The 16,239-nt window shown below is 35.0% G+C and carries 14 protein-coding genes; 7 read left to right on the forward strand and 7 right to left on the reverse strand.

Annotated elements, in window-relative coordinates; translation table 11 throughout:
- Positions 1 to 89: 89 nt before the first annotated feature.
- From KHA98_RS09295 to KHA98_RS09310, 4 genes are all read right to left on the reverse strand, one after another.
- Positions 90 to 584, reverse strand: a complete 495-nt coding sequence (locus KHA98_RS09295; protein WP_213257502.1) for a hypothetical protein — start codon at positions 582 to 584, stop codon at positions 90 to 92.
- A gap of 765 nt (positions 585 to 1,349) precedes the next feature.
- Positions 1,350 to 2,756, reverse strand: coding sequence for an efflux transporter outer membrane subunit (locus KHA98_RS09300; RefSeq protein WP_213257503.1), 1,407 nt, complete (start codon positions 2,754 to 2,756; stop codon positions 1,350 to 1,352).
- A gap of 24 nt (positions 2,757 to 2,780) precedes the next feature.
- Positions 2,781 to 5,942: an efflux RND transporter permease subunit gene (locus KHA98_RS09305; RefSeq protein WP_213257504.1), complete on the reverse strand. Its 3,162-nt coding sequence runs from the start codon at positions 5,940 to 5,942 to the stop codon at positions 2,781 to 2,783.
- A gap of 7 nt (positions 5,943 to 5,949) precedes the next feature.
- Positions 5,950 to 7,113, reverse strand: coding sequence for an efflux RND transporter periplasmic adaptor subunit (locus tag KHA98_RS09310; RefSeq protein WP_213257505.1), 1,164 nt, complete (start codon positions 7,111 to 7,113; stop codon positions 5,950 to 5,952).
- 267 nt (positions 7,114 to 7,380) lie between these two features.
- Between KHA98_RS09310 and KHA98_RS09315 the strand changes: the two genes are divergently transcribed.
- From KHA98_RS09315 to pdxR, 4 genes are all read left to right on the forward strand, one after another.
- On the forward strand, positions 7,381 to 8,424 hold the full coding sequence (locus tag KHA98_RS09315; RefSeq protein WP_213257506.1) for a sensor histidine kinase: 1,044 nt from the start codon (positions 7,381 to 7,383) through the stop codon (positions 8,422 to 8,424).
- Positions 8,424 to 9,155: a LytR/AlgR family response regulator transcription factor gene (locus KHA98_RS09320; protein WP_213257507.1), complete on the forward strand. Its 732-nt coding sequence runs from the start codon at positions 8,424 to 8,426 to the stop codon at positions 9,153 to 9,155. Before KHA98_RS09315 ends, KHA98_RS09320 begins: the two co-directional genes overlap by 1 nt.
- Positions 9,156 to 9,169: 14 nt before the next feature.
- Entirely contained in the window at positions 9,170 to 9,463 is a 294-nt protein-coding gene (locus KHA98_RS09325; protein ID WP_213257508.1) for a DUF3861 domain-containing protein, read from the forward strand.
- A 274-nt stretch (positions 9,464 to 9,737) separates the two neighbouring features.
- Entirely contained in the window at positions 9,738 to 11,150 is a 1,413-nt protein-coding gene (gene pdxR, locus KHA98_RS09330; protein WP_213257509.1) for a MocR-like pyridoxine biosynthesis transcription factor PdxR, read from the forward strand.
- Between the two features lie 51 nt (positions 11,151 to 11,201).
- Here pdxR and KHA98_RS09335 read toward each other — a convergent pair whose 3' ends face one another.
- Entirely contained in the window at positions 11,202 to 11,465 is a 264-nt protein-coding gene (locus tag KHA98_RS09335; RefSeq protein ID WP_213257511.1) for a DUF2024 family protein, read from the reverse strand.
- A gap of 388 nt (positions 11,466 to 11,853) precedes the next feature.
- Here KHA98_RS09335 and KHA98_RS09340 point away from each other — a divergent pair, with 388 nt between their 5' ends.
- The 3 genes from KHA98_RS09340 (at position 11,854) to KHA98_RS09350 (ending at position 13,983) form a co-directional block, all read left to right on the forward strand.
- Entirely contained in the window at positions 11,854 to 12,585 is a 732-nt protein-coding gene (locus KHA98_RS09340; RefSeq protein WP_213257513.1) for a YggS family pyridoxal phosphate-dependent enzyme, read from the forward strand.
- 30 nt (positions 12,586 to 12,615) lie between these two features.
- Complete coding sequence (locus KHA98_RS09345) at positions 12,616 to 13,347, forward strand: AAA family ATPase (protein WP_213257515.1); 732 nt, start codon at positions 12,616 to 12,618, stop codon at positions 13,345 to 13,347.
- 348 nt (positions 13,348 to 13,695) lie between these two features.
- On the forward strand, positions 13,696 to 13,983 hold the full coding sequence (locus KHA98_RS09350) for a hypothetical protein (protein WP_213257517.1): 288 nt from the start codon (positions 13,696 to 13,698) through the stop codon (positions 13,981 to 13,983).
- 320 nt (positions 13,984 to 14,303) lie between these two features.
- Here the strand turns inward: KHA98_RS09350 and KHA98_RS09355 are convergent, their stop codons facing one another.
- A complete protein-coding gene (locus KHA98_RS09355) occupies positions 14,304 to 14,918 on the reverse strand; it encodes a thioredoxin family protein (RefSeq protein ID WP_213257519.1) in 615 nt (204 codons plus the stop codon).
- Positions 14,919 to 14,921: 3 nt separating this feature from the next.
- On the reverse strand, positions 14,922 to 15,395 hold the full coding sequence (locus tag KHA98_RS09360; protein WP_213257521.1) for a TlpA family protein disulfide reductase: 474 nt from the start codon (positions 15,393 to 15,395) through the stop codon (positions 14,922 to 14,924).
- Positions 15,396 to 16,239 lie beyond the last annotated feature (844 nt).

The raw sequence follows: 16,239 nt of genomic DNA on the forward strand, positions 1-16,239 counted from the left end.
TTTGGAGCGGATTGTTTGTTTAAAGTCCGTTTTTTAAATGTACTAAATCAAAAAACGCCTCAAATTATTGAGGCGTTTTTCTTTGTCAATTAATGGTGTTTACCATTGGAGTGATCGTGGTCCTTGCTTGACTGTTGTTTGGAATTTTTGTTATTGTTGTCTCTGTGTTCCGATTTCTGATGCTTATTGGATTTATTACTTTTTGATGGTTTTTCTCCTCTGTTTTTCTGAGGTTTTCCATGGTATCCTTTTGGATATTCTGCTCTGTGATTTTTATGATAGCTATAAGGTGTATTTCCTCTATAATCATTTAGGACTACTTTATAACCAGAATACAAATCATAATGTCTGCAAGTTGACGGAAGCCTTTTATCACGCGTCCATTTTCCGTTATTATCATAAATAAACTGACTTTGGTTTACATCATAATATACGTCAATATCAGGCAAATAATAATATCTGCTGTTGTCATTTCCTTGTGGTCCCCAATTTGGCGGCGTGCCAATATTTACATTAATCGAAACCTGAGCTTGAGCAAAGAATACACTCATAAAAAGCACTGAGGCGAATACTAATTTTTTCATGTTTTTAGATTTTAAATATTAATTTCAGTAGATATTAATCTAAAGTAATGCCAATATTTAATTCTGGCGCATTCATTATACGAAGACACAAAACCAATCGACGTACAGTACTTTTCAGCCGATATATCTTTAATAAAAAACTATAAACCGTTGTATGAAATTGAATAAAATAATTTGATTCTCTAAGAAAGATTTAATTAAATCTGCTGAAATCTTTTTGAATCTACGTGAAATACTTTTTGCGCATAGATTTTTTCACGCAGATTTAAGACGATTAAAGCAGATATACACAGATCTGTTATTTCGACTTGCGGAGACTCGGGCGATAGTGACAGACGAAGTAAATCGCACTAGTAATTCGACAAAGATTGGCGACATACTGTATGGAATTTCGTGTGTGATCTCTCCTTCGTCGAGATGACAGAACTATGTGTGGTTCTATTTTTTGTCATTTCTGAAACAGTTGTGAAGAAATCCTTTGCAAAAATTTAAAAATAGAAAAAACAAAACCTCAAAATATACTTATCGTATATTATAGTACAAAAAAACGCCTCATTGCTGAGGCGTTTCGGGGTCATGTTTTATTCAAATAAGGCGATCATCAATCTAATGATTATGATCTTGTGGAACATTATACTATATTATCCCATTTTATCTTATTAATCTTGGAGTTTCAAAAGTAAGTACAATTTTTCATACTTTAAAATAAATTAGACCAACGGTTAAATTGTAGCGACAAACGTACATTTTTAACAATTGAGAATTTTATTTCCAACCTCCTCCAAGTGCTCTGTATAAATCAACCACAGCCTGAAGTTTTTGCAAATTATCATTTACACCACTTAATTGTGCTGCCAAAAGATTTTGTTCTGATGTTAATACATCTGTATAATTGGTAGCCGAGCTGTATTCTAATAATTGTTTCGTAAAATCAACCGCTTTTACTAAAGCTTCAATTTGTTTTGTTCTTGAATCTTCTTTCTCAACCGCCATTTGATAAGTATACAACGCATTTGAAACTTCCTGTCCAGCTGTTAACAGACTTTGTTGGAAATTATTATACGCTTGTAATTGTTGCGATTGTGTAGTTGTCAATCTCATTTTATTTAAGCCCTGATTGAATAACGGCTGTGTTAATCCACCAAGAATAGAATAAAAAACAGAATTTGAGAAGAAATCTTTTAATTCTAAATTCGAAAATCCGCCGCTTGCAGTAAGCGTTAAACTTGGATAAAAATACGTTTTAGCCATATTGGTCATTTCAAAAGCAGTTCTGAAATTAAATTCGGCCTGACGTACATCCGGACGATTTTCCAATAATTGAGAAGGCATACCTATTGCAAGATTTTCAGGAATAATCTGAGATCCCAATTCGCTTCTGTCGATTGGTCCCGGAGCTTGTCCTAATAAAATATTAATGGCATTTTCGGTTTCACGAATGTTCTGCTTTAAATCCGGAATCAATACTTCTGCTGCGTGCTGATTGGCTTCACTTTGTACCACAGCTGCACCGGTAACAATTGCACCTTCTTTTAATTCTTTAATCGTTTCAACATTCTTGATACGGCTTTCTAATGTTTCCTGAGTGATTTTCAATTGCTTATCATACGCCAGTAATCTGAAATAATTATTGGCAATATCTGATATCAATTGTGTCTGAACTGCTTGTTTTGCAGCATCAGAAGCCATGTAAGTTGCTAAAGCGGCTCTTTTAGAACTGCTTAATTTTCCCCAAATATCAGCTTCCCAAGAAGTACTTAAACCTAACTTATAAGTTGTAGTTAAGGTATTGATATTAATTCCCGGAGGAAAATTTAATCCCGCTTCTGATTGTTTTGTATGCGTTGCATTGGCATCCAGATTTAAAGTCGGATAATAGGCCAATTTACTTTGACGCAAAGAAGCACGTGCCTGAACAATATTTTCAATCGCATTTTTAAGATTTAAATTCTGATCTAAACCTTTTTGAATCAATGCATTTAATTTCTCGTCTTTAAAAACACTTTGCCACGGCATATCGGCCATTGTAGTCGAATCGGCTGAAGTTTCATCGCGATACAGTTTATCTGTCGAGAGCGTTGTGGGGCGTTCGTATTTTTTGGTAACCGAGCACGCACTTAAAAGTGCGGCCGTTGTTACCATTAAAATATATTTTTTTGAACTATTAGTCATTTCTCTTTTAATTAAATTTTACTCTTAGTGCGCTTCTGCTAAATGAGTTTCCTCATCATTCTCATCGTCGTCGTAATTTTCTTTAGCCGGACCACTTATTTTCTCCTGCAAAGTCTGGAAAATGATAAACAAAACCGGAATTACGAAAACTCCCAAAATGGTTCCGATTAACATACCTCCAACTGCTCCGGTTCCGATTGATTTGTTTCCTACAGCACCCGCTCCGGAAGCAAACATTAACGGAACAAGTCCGAGAATAAAGGCGAAAGAAGTCATCAAAATTGGTCGTAAACGTGCTACGGCTCCTTCAATTGCGGCTTGTACTATCGGTAAACCTTTACGCCTTCTGTCGAGGGCAAATTCTACAATCAAAATACCGTTCTTCGCCAGAAGTCCGATAAGCATGATTAAAGAAATCTGCAGGTAAATATTACTGTTCAGTTTAAAAATAATCGAGAACAAATACGCTCCCGCCAATCCAAACGGAATGGAGAATAATACTGCAAACGGTAAAATATAACTCTCGTATTGTGCACTTAATAAGAAGTAAACAAATACCAGACACAAGATGAAAATGAATATTGTTTCACTTCCAGAAGCCAATTCTTCACGCGTTAAACCTGAAAATTCGTAACCGTAACCAGCAGGTAAATTTTCTGCTGCTACTTCCTGAATCGCTTTAATAGCATCTCCAGAACTGTAACCCGGTTTTGGTGCTCCAGTAATAGAAATCGACGTAAATAAGTTAAATCTTGAAATCGACTCTGGTCCAAAAACTCTCGTCATATTTACAAACTCCGTAATTGGTGCCATGTTTCCGGCATTGTTACGAACAAATATTTTATTAAGTCCTTCTTTATTTGTTCTGAATTCCGGTGAAGCCTGAATCATAACACGGTATTGTTTTCCGAATTTATTGAAATTCGAAGCATACAATCCTCCGTAATACCCCTGCATTGTTGACAGAATGGTATTTACAGGTACTCCTGCATCTTTGGCTTTCGCTAAGTTAATATCCATCATATATTGCGGGAAACCAGGATTAAATGGTGTTGTCGCATATTGTATTTCAGGACGTTCAGATAATTTAGCTAAGAATTCATTATTAACTTTATAAAATTCTGCTGTTGTATGTCCTCCTTTATCCTGTAACTGGAACTCAAATCCTCCACTTTGTCCAAAACCCTGAATGGTTGGCGGAGAAATAAAGAAAATATTAGCTTCACGGATTCCGCTTGTTTTAGCAAACAATTGTCCAATAACATCATCTACACTTAGTTCACGCTGATCCCAAGGAAGCAATTTTACAATAACCATACTGTAAGCACTACCCGCTCCTGCGGTAAAGTTTTGTCCCACAATACGAAGTGTGTTTTTAACCCCAGGAATGGTCTTTGCGATACTGTCAACTCGTTGCGCAATGATATCAGAACGTTCCATAGAAGCAGATGGTGGCAAACTAATGTTGGCAAAAACAGTTCCCTGATCCTCAGAAGGAACGAAAGCTGATGGCGTAGTTTTCATCATATAAACCAATGCAATACCCGCAAGCACAATTGAACCTAAAGCAATCCATTTTTTTACCGAAAGGAAACTTACAGAACGTTTGTATCGCTCAGTTACATTATCAAATGCAACGTTAAATGAGGTATAAAAACGCTGTAAAAAGCTTTTATGTTTATGATCGTCAGCATGTGGTTTTAAAAGTAAAGCACACAACGCCGGACTTAATGTCAAGGCATTTACTGCCGAAAGAATAATTGCAACCGCCAGCGTGATACCAAATTGTTTATAGAAAACTCCCGTAGATCCGTTGATAAATGTTACCGGAATAAATACGGCAGCCATTACAAGGGTAATCGAAATGATTGCTCCCGAGATTTCATTCATCGCATCTATAGTCGCTTTTTTAGACGATTTATAGCCTTCATCGAGTTTGGCGTGAACTGCCTCGACGACGACAATCGCATCATCGACGACAATACCAATGGCCAGAACCATTGCAAAAAGCGTTAATAAGTTAATCGTAAATCCGAATAAATTCAGGAAGAAGAACGTTCCCACGATCGCTACCGGAACTGCAATAGCCGGAATTAAAGTAGATCTGAAATCCTGAAGGAAAATAAATACTACGATGAAAACCAATATAAAGGCTTCAATCAAAGTATGAATTACTTTTTCAATCGAGGCATCAAGATTTTCATTGACGTCAACCATAATGGTATATTTCATTCCTTTTGGAAAACTCTTTGCCGCTTCTTCAATCAGTTTTTTAGAATTGATGATTACGTCACGAGCATTAGATCCCGGCGTCTGGCTAATTGCCATTGCTGCCGATTCTACACCGTTTGTTTTAATTGTCGAAGCATAACTTAGAGATCCAAGCTCTACTTTTGCAATATCTTTCAGTCGCAACATTTGTCCGTTACCAACTGATTTTATCACAATATCTTCAAATTCTTTGGCACTAGTTAAACGCCCTTTGTATTTAATTACATATTGAAAAGCCTGATCTCCGTTTTCACCAAATTTACCCGGTGCTGCTTCGATATTCTGTTCTGCCAAAGCCGCCGAAATATCACTCGGAATCAGTTTATATTGTTGCATTACATCTGGTTTCAACCAGATTCTCATTGAGTAATCTTTTGCACCAAAAACGGTTACATCACCCACTCCAACTACACGCTGAATTTGTGGCACAAGATTGATCTTGGCATAATTCTGAAGGAAAGTCTGATCGTAGGCTTTATCATCACTATATAAAGAGAAAATCAATAAGTTACTACTCTGACTTTTGGTTACCGTAACCCCAGCCTGCGTTACCTCTACGGGTAATAAACTTGTAGCTCTTGAAACCCTGTTCTGAACGTTTACCGCTGCTAAATCAGGATTTGTTCCTACTTTAAAGAAAATTTTAATGGAAGCATTTCCGTCATTTGTGGCTGTAGAAGTCATGTAAGTCATGTTCTCTACCCCATTAATTTGTTCTTCAAGCGGAATTACAATACTTTTCAATACCACATCGGCATTGGCACCTGTATAACTCGCTGATACGTTTACTGTAGGTGGCGCAATATCGGGATATTGGGAAATAGGTAACTCAATCAGCCCTAAAACCCCTAGAATAACGATAATAACAGATATTACCGTTGAGAGTACAGGTCGTTGTATAAATTTTTTAAACATGTGTTTTTTATTTTAAGTCTGCGTAAACTTTATCGGCACCTTGATTACTGGATTTAATTTCTGTTCCGTCTTTAAGTGTTGCCACTCCTTCCAGAACAATTTGATCTCCAACTTGTAAACCGCTTGTAACTACATAATAATTTCCGGCATTGTTATCTAAAATAGTGATGTTGGTACTTTTTGTTTTCCCGTCTTTCCCTACCACAACTGCAAAAATCTTATCCTGAAGTTCATAAGTAGCACTTTGCGGAATAATTAAAGCGTCTTTTACATCATTCGGAATTCTTACTGTAGTGCTGCTTCCGCTTCTGATAATGCTTTTTGGATTTGCAAAACGAGCTCTAAAAGTAACCGAACCTGTTTCTGTATTAATCAATCCGTTTACGGTTTCAACTCTTCCTTTTTCCGCGTAAGGCGATCCATCAGAAAGTAATAATGAAACTGCCGGCATATTTTGAATTTTTTGCGCCAATGTCGTTCCCGGAGTTGAACTCTGTGTAAAATCTAAAAGTTTCTTTTCGTTGATGGCAAAATAAGCATACACATTCCCAATGCTTGAAACGGTCGTTAAAGCATCAGCCGTATTTGAACTCACTAAACTTCCTAAACGAAACGGGATTGAACCCACAACTCCGTTAACCGGACTTGTTACAGTAGTATATCCTAAATTAGTTTTAGCATTTACTAAACTAGCATTTGCCTGAGCCAAACTTGCCATTGCCGACTCGTAAGTATATTGTGCAGATTCTAAATCGTATTTACTGATAATTCCTTTTTCAACCAATGGTTTTACTTTGTTTACCGCCAGTTTTGCAGCACTAACTTCAGCCTGAGCACTTTTAATACTTGCTGTTGCTGTACGAACTTGCTGCTCATATTCGGGAGCGCTAATTTTAAACAAAGGCTGTCCAACTTTTACAACCGCACCTTCATCAACAAAAATCTTGTCAATGTAACCTTCTACTCTTGGACGTATTTCTATATTTTGCTGTCCCTGTATACTTGCGGGATAATCGCTGTACAAGATTGCAGATTCAGGCTGCAGATTCAGAGTTTTATACTCTTTAATTTGTGGTGCGCCTCCGGCCTGAGCCGATTTATCATTTTTATTACCGCATGATACGATAATAAGTGACGCTGCGAAGATGCTTAAAAACGATTGCTTATTCATTGCTAAAAATGTGTAATTATCTATTTATTAATAAGCAAAAGAACTAAAATAGAATAAGCAAAAAAGCAACAATAGACGAAGAGCAAAAGACAGTCGATAGAGATAACCTTACAATCGATGGTTTTTTATTAGAATTAAACAAGTGTTTAATTTTAAATCTCATCGGCTGTAATATGGTTTTTAAAGACTGTAAATATACTTTGAGCGATTGGTTCCTGATTGTATTCAAATAAAATGTAATATTGTCATTAAAATCACAAAATTATTATGGCAGTAAACATTTCCAGACCTTATTTATTTACCGGACTTCACATTCTTGGCTGGTTTTTGCTTGGGTTTATAATGCTGTTTTACATCCCTTTAACCTGGAATGTAGTCTTACCAACCGCTTTTTGGTATTGGCAGATAATTGTCTTATTTCTTTTAATTATCATTTTTTATACAAATGCCAAAATTGTAGTTCCAAGGACTATTATTAAAGACAATACCTCTCCGTTTCTGCTTTGGGCACTTCTCACCATTTTTGCGATGCAGTTTATAGCCTATATTTATACATCACAAACCGATTTACATGCTAAAATTGCGGAAATCATTGGTTTTAGAAAATACAAAAATCCATACTTTGACAATTATGTTTTAATGCTCACTTTACTGGTTTTAGGTATTAGTACAAGTTGGTCCATGTTACAATACTGGCAAAAAGCGGCACAACACAAGCAAAAACTGGAACAGGATAAAACAATGGCCGAACTTGCAATGCTAAAGGCGCAGATTAATCCGCATTTTTTCTTCAATTCATTAAACAGCATTTATTCCCTTACTTATACGGATATTGAAGATTCTCGAAAAGCGCTTCATACGCTGAGCAGAATGATGCGCTATTTACTTTACAGTACCGAAGAAACAACAACTTTGCTTAAAGAAGCCGAATTTATGAGGGATTTTATTGCTCTGATGAAACTTCGCGCAAATAGTAAGTTGACCATTACAACAGACATTCCGGAAAAATTACACGATCATCCAATTGTTCCGATGTTATTATTACCTTTAGTAGAAAATGCTTTTAAACACGGAGTTCATGCTACTGATAAAAGTGAAATTCATATTAAACTGAGACAAGACGGAAACGATCTTGAATTTGAAGTAGAAAACACCTATTTCGAAAAAGCATCTACTACAAGTGAAGGCGGAATTGGTTTAACCAATACAAAACGAAGACTTCATTTAATATATCCAAACAAACATTCCCTTAAAGCCGGAATTGCTTCTAACGGAATGTATAATGTAAAACTGCAAATAACTTTAGAATAATGAGCCTTTTAAAATGTATAGCAGTCGACGATGAACCATTGGCATTAAAGCTGGTGCAAACCTTTATTAATCAGACTCCATTTTTGGAATTGACTGCAAGCTGCGACAATGCGGTTGAAGCCATGGAATTAATCCGGGAGAAACAGCCTGATGTTGTTTTTCTGGACATTAATATGCCCAATCTTACCGGAATGGAATTGGCGCGACTTTTACAGGAACAACCCGGACCATTGCCAAAAATCATTTTTACCACAGCTTACAATCATTACGCAATTGAAGGTTATAAAGTAAATGCCGTTGATTATCTTTTAAAGCCTTTTAGCTACGAAGAATTTCTTCGTGCGGCTAATAAAGTTTTGCTGCAAAGTCAGGAAACTTCCAATCAGATTCAAACTGTTACGGCAGATGATGAATTTATCTTCCTGAAAGTAGAATATCAATGGGTTAGAATTTCACTGAAAGACATTTTATATATCGAAAGTTTAAAAGATTACGTAAAAGTACATCTTGATGACACTCAAAAAACGGTGCTTTCTCTAATTTCCTTAAAAGCGCTTGAAGAAAAATTACCTTCTACAAAATTCATGAGAATTCATCGTTCGTTTATCGTTTGTCTGGATAAAATAAATGCCATCAGTAAAAACTCCGTCTTTATTGGTAAGACAGAAATTACAGTGGGAGAACAATACAAAGAAGCCTTTAAAACCATTGTAGACAAATGGTTAAAATAAAATAGAATACAATCATGACAAAAAGATCAAACAAATATTATCTGACTTTAAGCCTAAAAGAATACGCAAATGGAGATACCGAACCTGCAAAAGAACTCGGAATCCAGCTTGACAATCACGACGAAATTTTTGGAATTATAGAACGAATTCAAAGCAAAAAACTATTTGATAATCCAGACGAAGCAACTCAGTTTGCAATTGGTTTAAAATTGTTCAGTGAAATAAAACTAAAACACCGCAATAATCCTCTTTTTGATGAATTAAACGATGTTTTTCCTGTCTTTATGAAAAAATTGAAAAGTATATAACTAATAACCCGTTGGGTGTAATTAAAATTGTATAAATTTTGACGCGGATTAGACAGATTCGTTATCACGAAAACGCGGACAAAAACGGATTTATATAAAGAATTAAAAAAAAATCCTTTTTTGTCCGCGTTTTTACGAAGTAAATCCGTTTTATCCGCGTACTATTTTATTCAAAACGAGCATTTTTAAATATAATTACACCCAACAGGTTAACTAAATTATTGTAAATTTGGTCTGTTTAAATTCAATTTTTTGAACCAAAAGAACAGACCAGATGTTAAGACCGTGGCAATTTGAAATTCAATTAGACAAAAAATGCGATAAGGCACTTTATCTTCAAATTGCCGATGCCATTATTCTGGCCATAAAGTCTGGTAAACTCACAACCGGAAATGCTTTACCCGGAAGCCGTCAACTGGCAGGCTTGCTTGAGGTAAACCGAAACACTGTTATTGAAGCCCTTGATGTTCTAATCGCCGAAGGCTGGCTAAATACAATAGACCGCAAAGGAACTTTTGTTGCCGATCTGACTCCCAATTTTCTTTCGAATCAAAAAAATAAAATTGCTGTTCCAATTGTTGCAGAAGAAATAAAACCGCATCTTATTTTTGATGACGGACTTCCTGACAGCAGTCTTGCGCCAATGAATGATCTTGCAAGAGCTTACAGGGAAATATTCAACAGAAAATCCCGCAGGCAAATAATGGGCTACAGCACAGAACTTGGCGATATCGAATTTAGAAAAGCCATTATTCAGATGCTGAATTTTAAACGCGGAATGAATGTTTCTGCCGAAGAAATCTGTATTACCCGTGGCAGTCAAATGGCGATGTATCTTGCAGCACATTGTTTACTTACCAAAGATGATTTTATATTGATTGAAAATCCGGGCTACAAGCCAGCTTGGGAAGCTTTTGAAAATGCCGGTGCAAAATTACTTCCGGTAAAAGTAGAATCTGACGGTTTAGATCTTGAAGAAGTTGAGTCTTACTTAAAAAAATATCCAAACATAAAAGCCATTTATGTTACGCCACATCATCAATTTCCTACTACAGTAACGATGAGTTTAAAGAAACGATTAAAACTTATTGAATTATCCAATCAATACAATTTCACCATTATTGAAGATGATTATGACAATGAGTTTCATTTTGGTCAACGCCCTATTCTACCCCTTTCCAGTTACAGCAATGCCAAAAACTTTGTTTACATTGGTACTTTAAGTAAAATTGTGGCTCCCGCTTTACGTATTGGTTATCTGGTAAGTTCTGCCGAAAATGTACAGAAAATTGGCCAACACCGAAAAATAATAGATGTTCAGGGCGATAACATCATGGAAGAAGCGGTTTTAAATTTGATAAACGAAGGCAAAATCAAAAGACATTTAAAGAAAACAAGTGTTATTTATAAAGCCAAAAGAGATTATTTTGAAACGCTTTGTAATCTTCATTTAAAAGATAAAATTACATTCAAAAAACCGGAAGGCGGTTTGGCATTCTGGATTGTTCCAAAATCGGAAGTTAATCTTCAGAAAGTTTGCGAACAACTACTAAACAAAGGAATTAAGATCATGAATCCCGAGAAATTCAGTTTTGGGAATCCTGTTGCAGGTTTGCGTTTAGGATATGCTTCACTAACCGAAAAACAAATTGAAGAAGGTATTATAGCACTTTCAAAATACTTATAAAAAAAGACCGGAATAAACATCCGGTCTGATTTCTCCAAACATAAAAACCAATTAATTACAGTTTTCCATCTCGATAATCGAAAACCCATTCTCCCGAATTTGATTTTCGATTTCTTCAGGCGCTTTATCGATATGACAAAACCTGCATTCTTTTGAAGTCAGAGACTGACCTGCCTGAGAAACTGTTTCAAGGTACTTTTTACCAAATTCATAAACCTCATTGGCATCGTTTGTATTTTCGTCTACCAAAATATCAAAATGCATAATTTTTCCGTCTTTTCGGGTTACGTAAGTATCCCATACTGCTACTTTCATTGTATTTGTTATTTTATTTAAAGAATCATTTAATCGTTGAATATTATTATTTCAACACATAGAATCATAGTTTTTTGCAGCTTTAAAAAAGGCGTTTCACTAATTTAAATGCACATAGTTTATCTATGTGTGGAAATGTGTTTCTTTTACCCCCCTTTCTTAAGACAAAAAAATCTATGTTCCTATGTGTTAAATTCAGCCAACGGTTCATTTATTTTTCATTGACTTTAACACCGAAACAAAATTACTGTGCATATACGATTCTTAAATAATCCAGTTTTTTCATTTAACCGCCTTTTCTGGTCCAGTTTAAACGTTGCTCTGGACTATCGTGAATATTCAAAACTGGATCTTTAAGCTAATCCTCAGCTTAACTACCTTTGTACTCATGAAAGAGCAGATTATTTACAATTTGAAACAGGTTCATCAACGTATTGAAGAAGCCTGCAAAATTTACGGAAGAGACGTAAACGATGTCAGATTATTACTGGCAACCAAAACCGTTCCTGCCGAAAAAATAAGCTTAGCTATAGAAGCCGGAGAAACTTTAATGGGAGAAAACAAAATGCAGGAACTTCGTGATAAAGATGCCGTATTGCGACAACTGAATATCGAACGTCATTTTATTGGGCATCTTCAAACTAATAAAGTAAAAGATGTACTTAAATATGTAACTTGTATCCAATCTCTCGACCGAATAAGTTTAGCGCAGGAACTCGATAAACAACTGCAAAAAGAAGGCAGAAATCTTGATGTTTTTATTCAGGTAAACACCTCTTTTGAAGAAAGTAAGTTTGGTCTTGCGCCAAGTGAAGTTATCGCTTTTATCAAAGAAATAAAGCAATACAAAGCCTTAAAAATCAAAGGTTTAATGACGATTGGTTTATTAGACGTTGAAAAAGAAAAAATGAGACCTTCGCTTAGATTACTTCGGGAAATAAGAGACGAAATTTATGCTGAAAATATAGAAGGAATATCTCACCTTGAACTTTCTATGGGAATGTCTCAGGATTTGGAACTTGCCATTGCCGAAGGTTCAAATATGGTACGAGTGGGAACTTCTATTTTTGGGAACCGCTTTTTAGGAAAAGAAATCTGGAATGAGAATATTGCAGAATAAAGTCTAATTTTGCACCAAATAAAAACTCAAATGAATCTGTACGAACTGGTTGTAACCGATACTAAAAAAATTGCACTTGATGATTTGCATTTTAGCGAAGAGAATAAAACGGCTCTCGCACAAACCATTAAAGAGCATCGATATATCGACGAATTAAAACAGTACAATCTTAAGGTTGATAACAAAATACTGCTACACGGTCATTCCGGCTGCGGAAAAACGACAACGGCAAAAGCGATTGCAACAGCTTTGAATAAAAAAATTGTGATTGTAAATCTGAGTACTTTAATCAATGCTAAAATTGGTGAAACATCTAAAAACGTAAAAGCAATATTTGATAAAGCAATTTTGGAAAATGCGGTTCTTTTTCTGGATGAATTTGATCAAATTGGAAAAAGCCGTGACAGCGACGATAAAGATGTTGCCGAAATGAAACGTCTTGTAAATACCATTATTCAGTTAATTGATTATTTTCCAACCGATAGTTTATTAATTTGTGCTACAAACTATTACAATAGTATAGACAGTGCTCTGTTACGAAGATTTCAATTGCGTTTAAAATTTGAAATGCCAACAGAAAATGAACTGGATATCTACTATGATAAATTATTAGCCCAGTTTCCGCTTCATCTACAGGAAATTCCAAGAAAATATACTATCTCATACGCAGAAGCCAAAGACTATATTAATACGACAATGAAAAAACAAATCATTGCCGAATTGGAATTTCAGGAAAAACAAAAACTTAGCGAAACTATTTAAAGCTTAACCCATTAGGTTTAATTGTACTTAAAAATGTCATTTGCATAAATTAGAACGCTGATAAAACAGATTTGCTACAGCAAAGACGCGGATTTATACGGATTTTTGTTAGATTCTATATATAAATCCGTATAAATCCGCGTCTTCGTGATAACGAATCTGTCCAATCCGCGTCAAATAGATCATTTTTGAATTACACCCAACGAGTTCAATTAAATGAAAAGTAAAATCAAAAATTTAATTTTTCAGAACATATAGTATGTAAGTTAATTCTTTCTTTTTTAAAAATAAAATGTATCTTCGTATTGTCAAAATACTTTACGAGGAGCAATTCTTAAAATTTATTTTATGCAAAAAGAAAATCAAAAACCATCACAGAACGATGTAATGCCATCCGTGGCAAACTTCCTTTCAAACCTTTGTTTTGAAGGAAATTTTAAAGAACAACCGCAGTATTTACAGGAAATTTTCGAGTTAGTTCTCGAAACCGAAAGCGGTAACAATCTCGAATTAAGGCTCAAAATGTTAAGTTGCCTGCAAACCAGCAGACATTTAGCATCGACTTTAAGTCCGTTTTCAGACAGACAAATTCAGCTAGCCTGCGACAATTTGTCCAATTCAATAAACATGCATTAAAAACCAAAACCCTGCAAATTAGTATTTGCAGGGTTTATTTTTTTTAGGAAATTAAGAAAATAACGCAACAAAAAAACGTCCCTTTTCTGAGACGTTTCTTAACAAATTAAAATTAACCCGTGGGGTGTAATTATTTTGAACACATAGAAACATAGATTATTATGCACATTGCTAAAAAGATTGTAAAAAGAAACTAGTTTCTAACACATAGCTATGTTTGTTAATGCAAGTGAAACGCCTTTTTATAAGCAAAAAAGCTATGTTTCTATGTGTTAAAAGTTTTTTTTTAAATTACAACCAACAAGTTAAAATTATACAATTTAAGCTTTGGCTTTTCTTTTTACAGTACAGCCAATTTCTTTAGTTTGGGTTACAGCAGGTTTTTTACCACTTTTTAAAGAGGCAATAACATCTTCCGCATATTTAGTTTTTTCTGCTTTTGTTCCTTCCGGATCATTGTCAATCGCTCCAACATATTCTACTACATTTCCTTTTGAAGTTTTAGAAACGATAAAAATGTGAGGCGTACGTTTTGCTCCGTATTCGTCTGTGATTTTTTGTCCCGGATCAAATAAATAAGGGAAAGGATATTTTTTCTCTTTCGCCAAATCCTGCATTTTAGCAAAAGTATCTGCCGTTGAAGCCTCAGGATCATTCGGATTAATTGCAATTACCGGATATCCTTGTGGTCGGAATTTTTTATCTAAATCTATGATTCTTTGCTCGTAACCTATCGCGTAAGGACATGTATTACAAGTAAAAACTACGATATAGCCCTTTGCATCTTTAAAAGTTCCAAAAGAAACTTCTTTGTTATCTACATTCTTCAATTTAAAATCCGGCGCTGTGTCGCCTGCTTTAAGCGTTGTACCAGTTTGTGCCTGAGCCAGAAAGGCCGAGAATGCTAATGTTAGCAATAAGATTATTTTTTTCATGGTTTACAGTTTTTTATATTCAGTTAATAATTGTTCATAGGTAAATTCGCTTTCAACAAATTTTCGTTTATCTCCTTTAATAAAAAGCGTTGCGGGAATACTGCCAGACCAACTCGGATCGATTCTGTCAATAAACTCCTGCGGACTACTTTCATTCAGCAGAAAAACTTCATTCTTCAGGTTTTTTCTTTTCACAAACGGAATTACATTCGAAGTCAGTTTTGATTTAAAATCCAGACTTACCAGTAAAACAGCCAGTTTCTCTGATTTATAGTCGGAATTTAATTTTTCAAAATGTGGTAATTCTTTTATGCAGGGCGCGCACCATGTTGCCCAAAAATTGACTACATAGGTACTGTCTTTTCCGTTTTTAATTCTTTCATTAAGCTGATCGATATTTAAAAGCTTTACATTCTGACTGTATGAAGCCGTGGAAAAAACAATTAGTACAAAAAATATAAAAGACTTAATTTTCATCTGTAAAACACTTTAAAATTTGTTTATGCCTTACAAATATAAACTAATGCCAAATTAGTTGTTGTTAATGAAAGTTTAATGATTTTTTTTTAAGGTTCTAAGATGCTGAGATACTAAGGTTCTAAGTTTATTATATTTCGTTACTAGGAAACTATTACATTGGATACCGAATATTACCGACCAGATGTTCCTAACTGAACATTTTTCTTTGATGCCCAATATTTCTACAGATGAAATGTTCCAATGGAACATTCTCTTGGGCCGAATTATCATCAAGATGTTCCGATGAAACATCTATATACGATACCAAATATTTTTAGAGATGAAATGTTATAATGGAACATTATTTAATTCAATTTTTATACTTCTCAAAAACGATGTTCCGGGGGAACATTTTATCGATAACCTAAAACACCATACCAATCCATATCGTCCTGTAGGGACGACTGAAATCGAACAATTTCTAACGATGAGATGTTCCTAACGGAACATTTTCATTTGACATCCGATATTTCTACAGATGAAATGTTCCGATGGAACACTCTCTTGGAGCCGAATTATCGTCGAGAAGTTCCGATGGAACATTATTTTGTTTTGACTTTTATGCTTCTCTAAAACAATGTTCCAGCGGAACATTTTATCGGTAACCAAAAACCTCTCCTATCTATATCGTCCCGTAGGGACGACTGAAATCAAACAATTTCTACTACCGATGAGATGTTCCTAACGGAACATTTTCATTTGACATCCGATATTTCTACAGATGAAATGTTCCGATGGAACACTCTCTTGGAGCCGAATTATCGTCGAGAAGTTCCGATGGAACATTATTTTGTTTTGACTT

Origin of the sequence: Flavobacterium branchiicola (assembly GCF_018383905.1) — a bacterium.
In the GTDB taxonomy this organism is placed as follows: Bacteria; Bacteroidota; Bacteroidia; order Flavobacteriales; family Flavobacteriaceae; genus Flavobacterium; species Flavobacterium branchiicola.

What these genes read in the sequence shown, in the direction of transcription:
- KHA98_RS09295 (WP_213257502.1), bottom strand. Translation starts at nt 584, where the DNA reads ATGAAAAAATTAGTATTCGCCTCAGTGCTTTTTATGAGTGTATTCTTT.
- KHA98_RS09310 (WP_213257505.1), bottom strand. Translation starts at nt 7,113, where the DNA reads ATGAATAAGCAATCGTTTTTAAGCATCTTCGCAGCGTCACTTATTATC.
- KHA98_RS09350 (WP_213257517.1), top strand. Translation starts at nt 13,696, where the DNA reads ATGCAAAAAGAAAATCAAAAACCATCACAGAACGATGTAATGCCATCC.
- KHA98_RS09340 (WP_213257513.1), top strand. Translation starts at nt 11,854, where the DNA reads ATGAAAGAGCAGATTATTTACAATTTGAAACAGGTTCATCAACGTATT.
- KHA98_RS09335 (WP_213257511.1), bottom strand. Translation starts at nt 11,465, where the DNA reads ATGAAAGTAGCAGTATGGGATACTTACGTAACCCGAAAAGACGGAAAA.
- KHA98_RS09345 (WP_213257515.1), top strand. Translation starts at nt 12,616, where the DNA reads ATGAATCTGTACGAACTGGTTGTAACCGATACTAAAAAAATTGCACTT.
- KHA98_RS09315 (WP_213257506.1), top strand. Translation starts at nt 7,381, where the DNA reads ATGGCAGTAAACATTTCCAGACCTTATTTATTTACCGGACTTCACATT.
- KHA98_RS09325 (WP_213257508.1), top strand. Translation starts at nt 9,170, where the DNA reads ATGACAAAAAGATCAAACAAATATTATCTGACTTTAAGCCTAAAAGAA.
- KHA98_RS09305 (WP_213257504.1), bottom strand. Translation starts at nt 5,942, where the DNA reads ATGTTTAAAAAATTTATACAACGACCTGTACTCTCAACGGTAATATCT.
- KHA98_RS09300 (WP_213257503.1), bottom strand. Translation starts at nt 2,756, where the DNA reads ATGACTAATAGTTCAAAAAAATATATTTTAATGGTAACAACGGCCGCA.
- KHA98_RS09360 (WP_213257521.1), bottom strand. Translation starts at nt 15,395, where the DNA reads ATGAAAATTAAGTCTTTTATATTTTTTGTACTAATTGTTTTTTCCACG.
- KHA98_RS09355 (WP_213257519.1), bottom strand. Translation starts at nt 14,918, where the DNA reads ATGAAAAAAATAATCTTATTGCTAACATTAGCATTCTCGGCCTTTCTG.
- pdxR (WP_213257509.1), top strand. Translation starts at nt 9,738, where the DNA reads ATGTTAAGACCGTGGCAATTTGAAATTCAATTAGACAAAAAATGCGAT.
- KHA98_RS09320 (WP_213257507.1), top strand. Translation starts at nt 8,424, where the DNA reads ATGAGCCTTTTAAAATGTATAGCAGTCGACGATGAACCATTGGCATTA.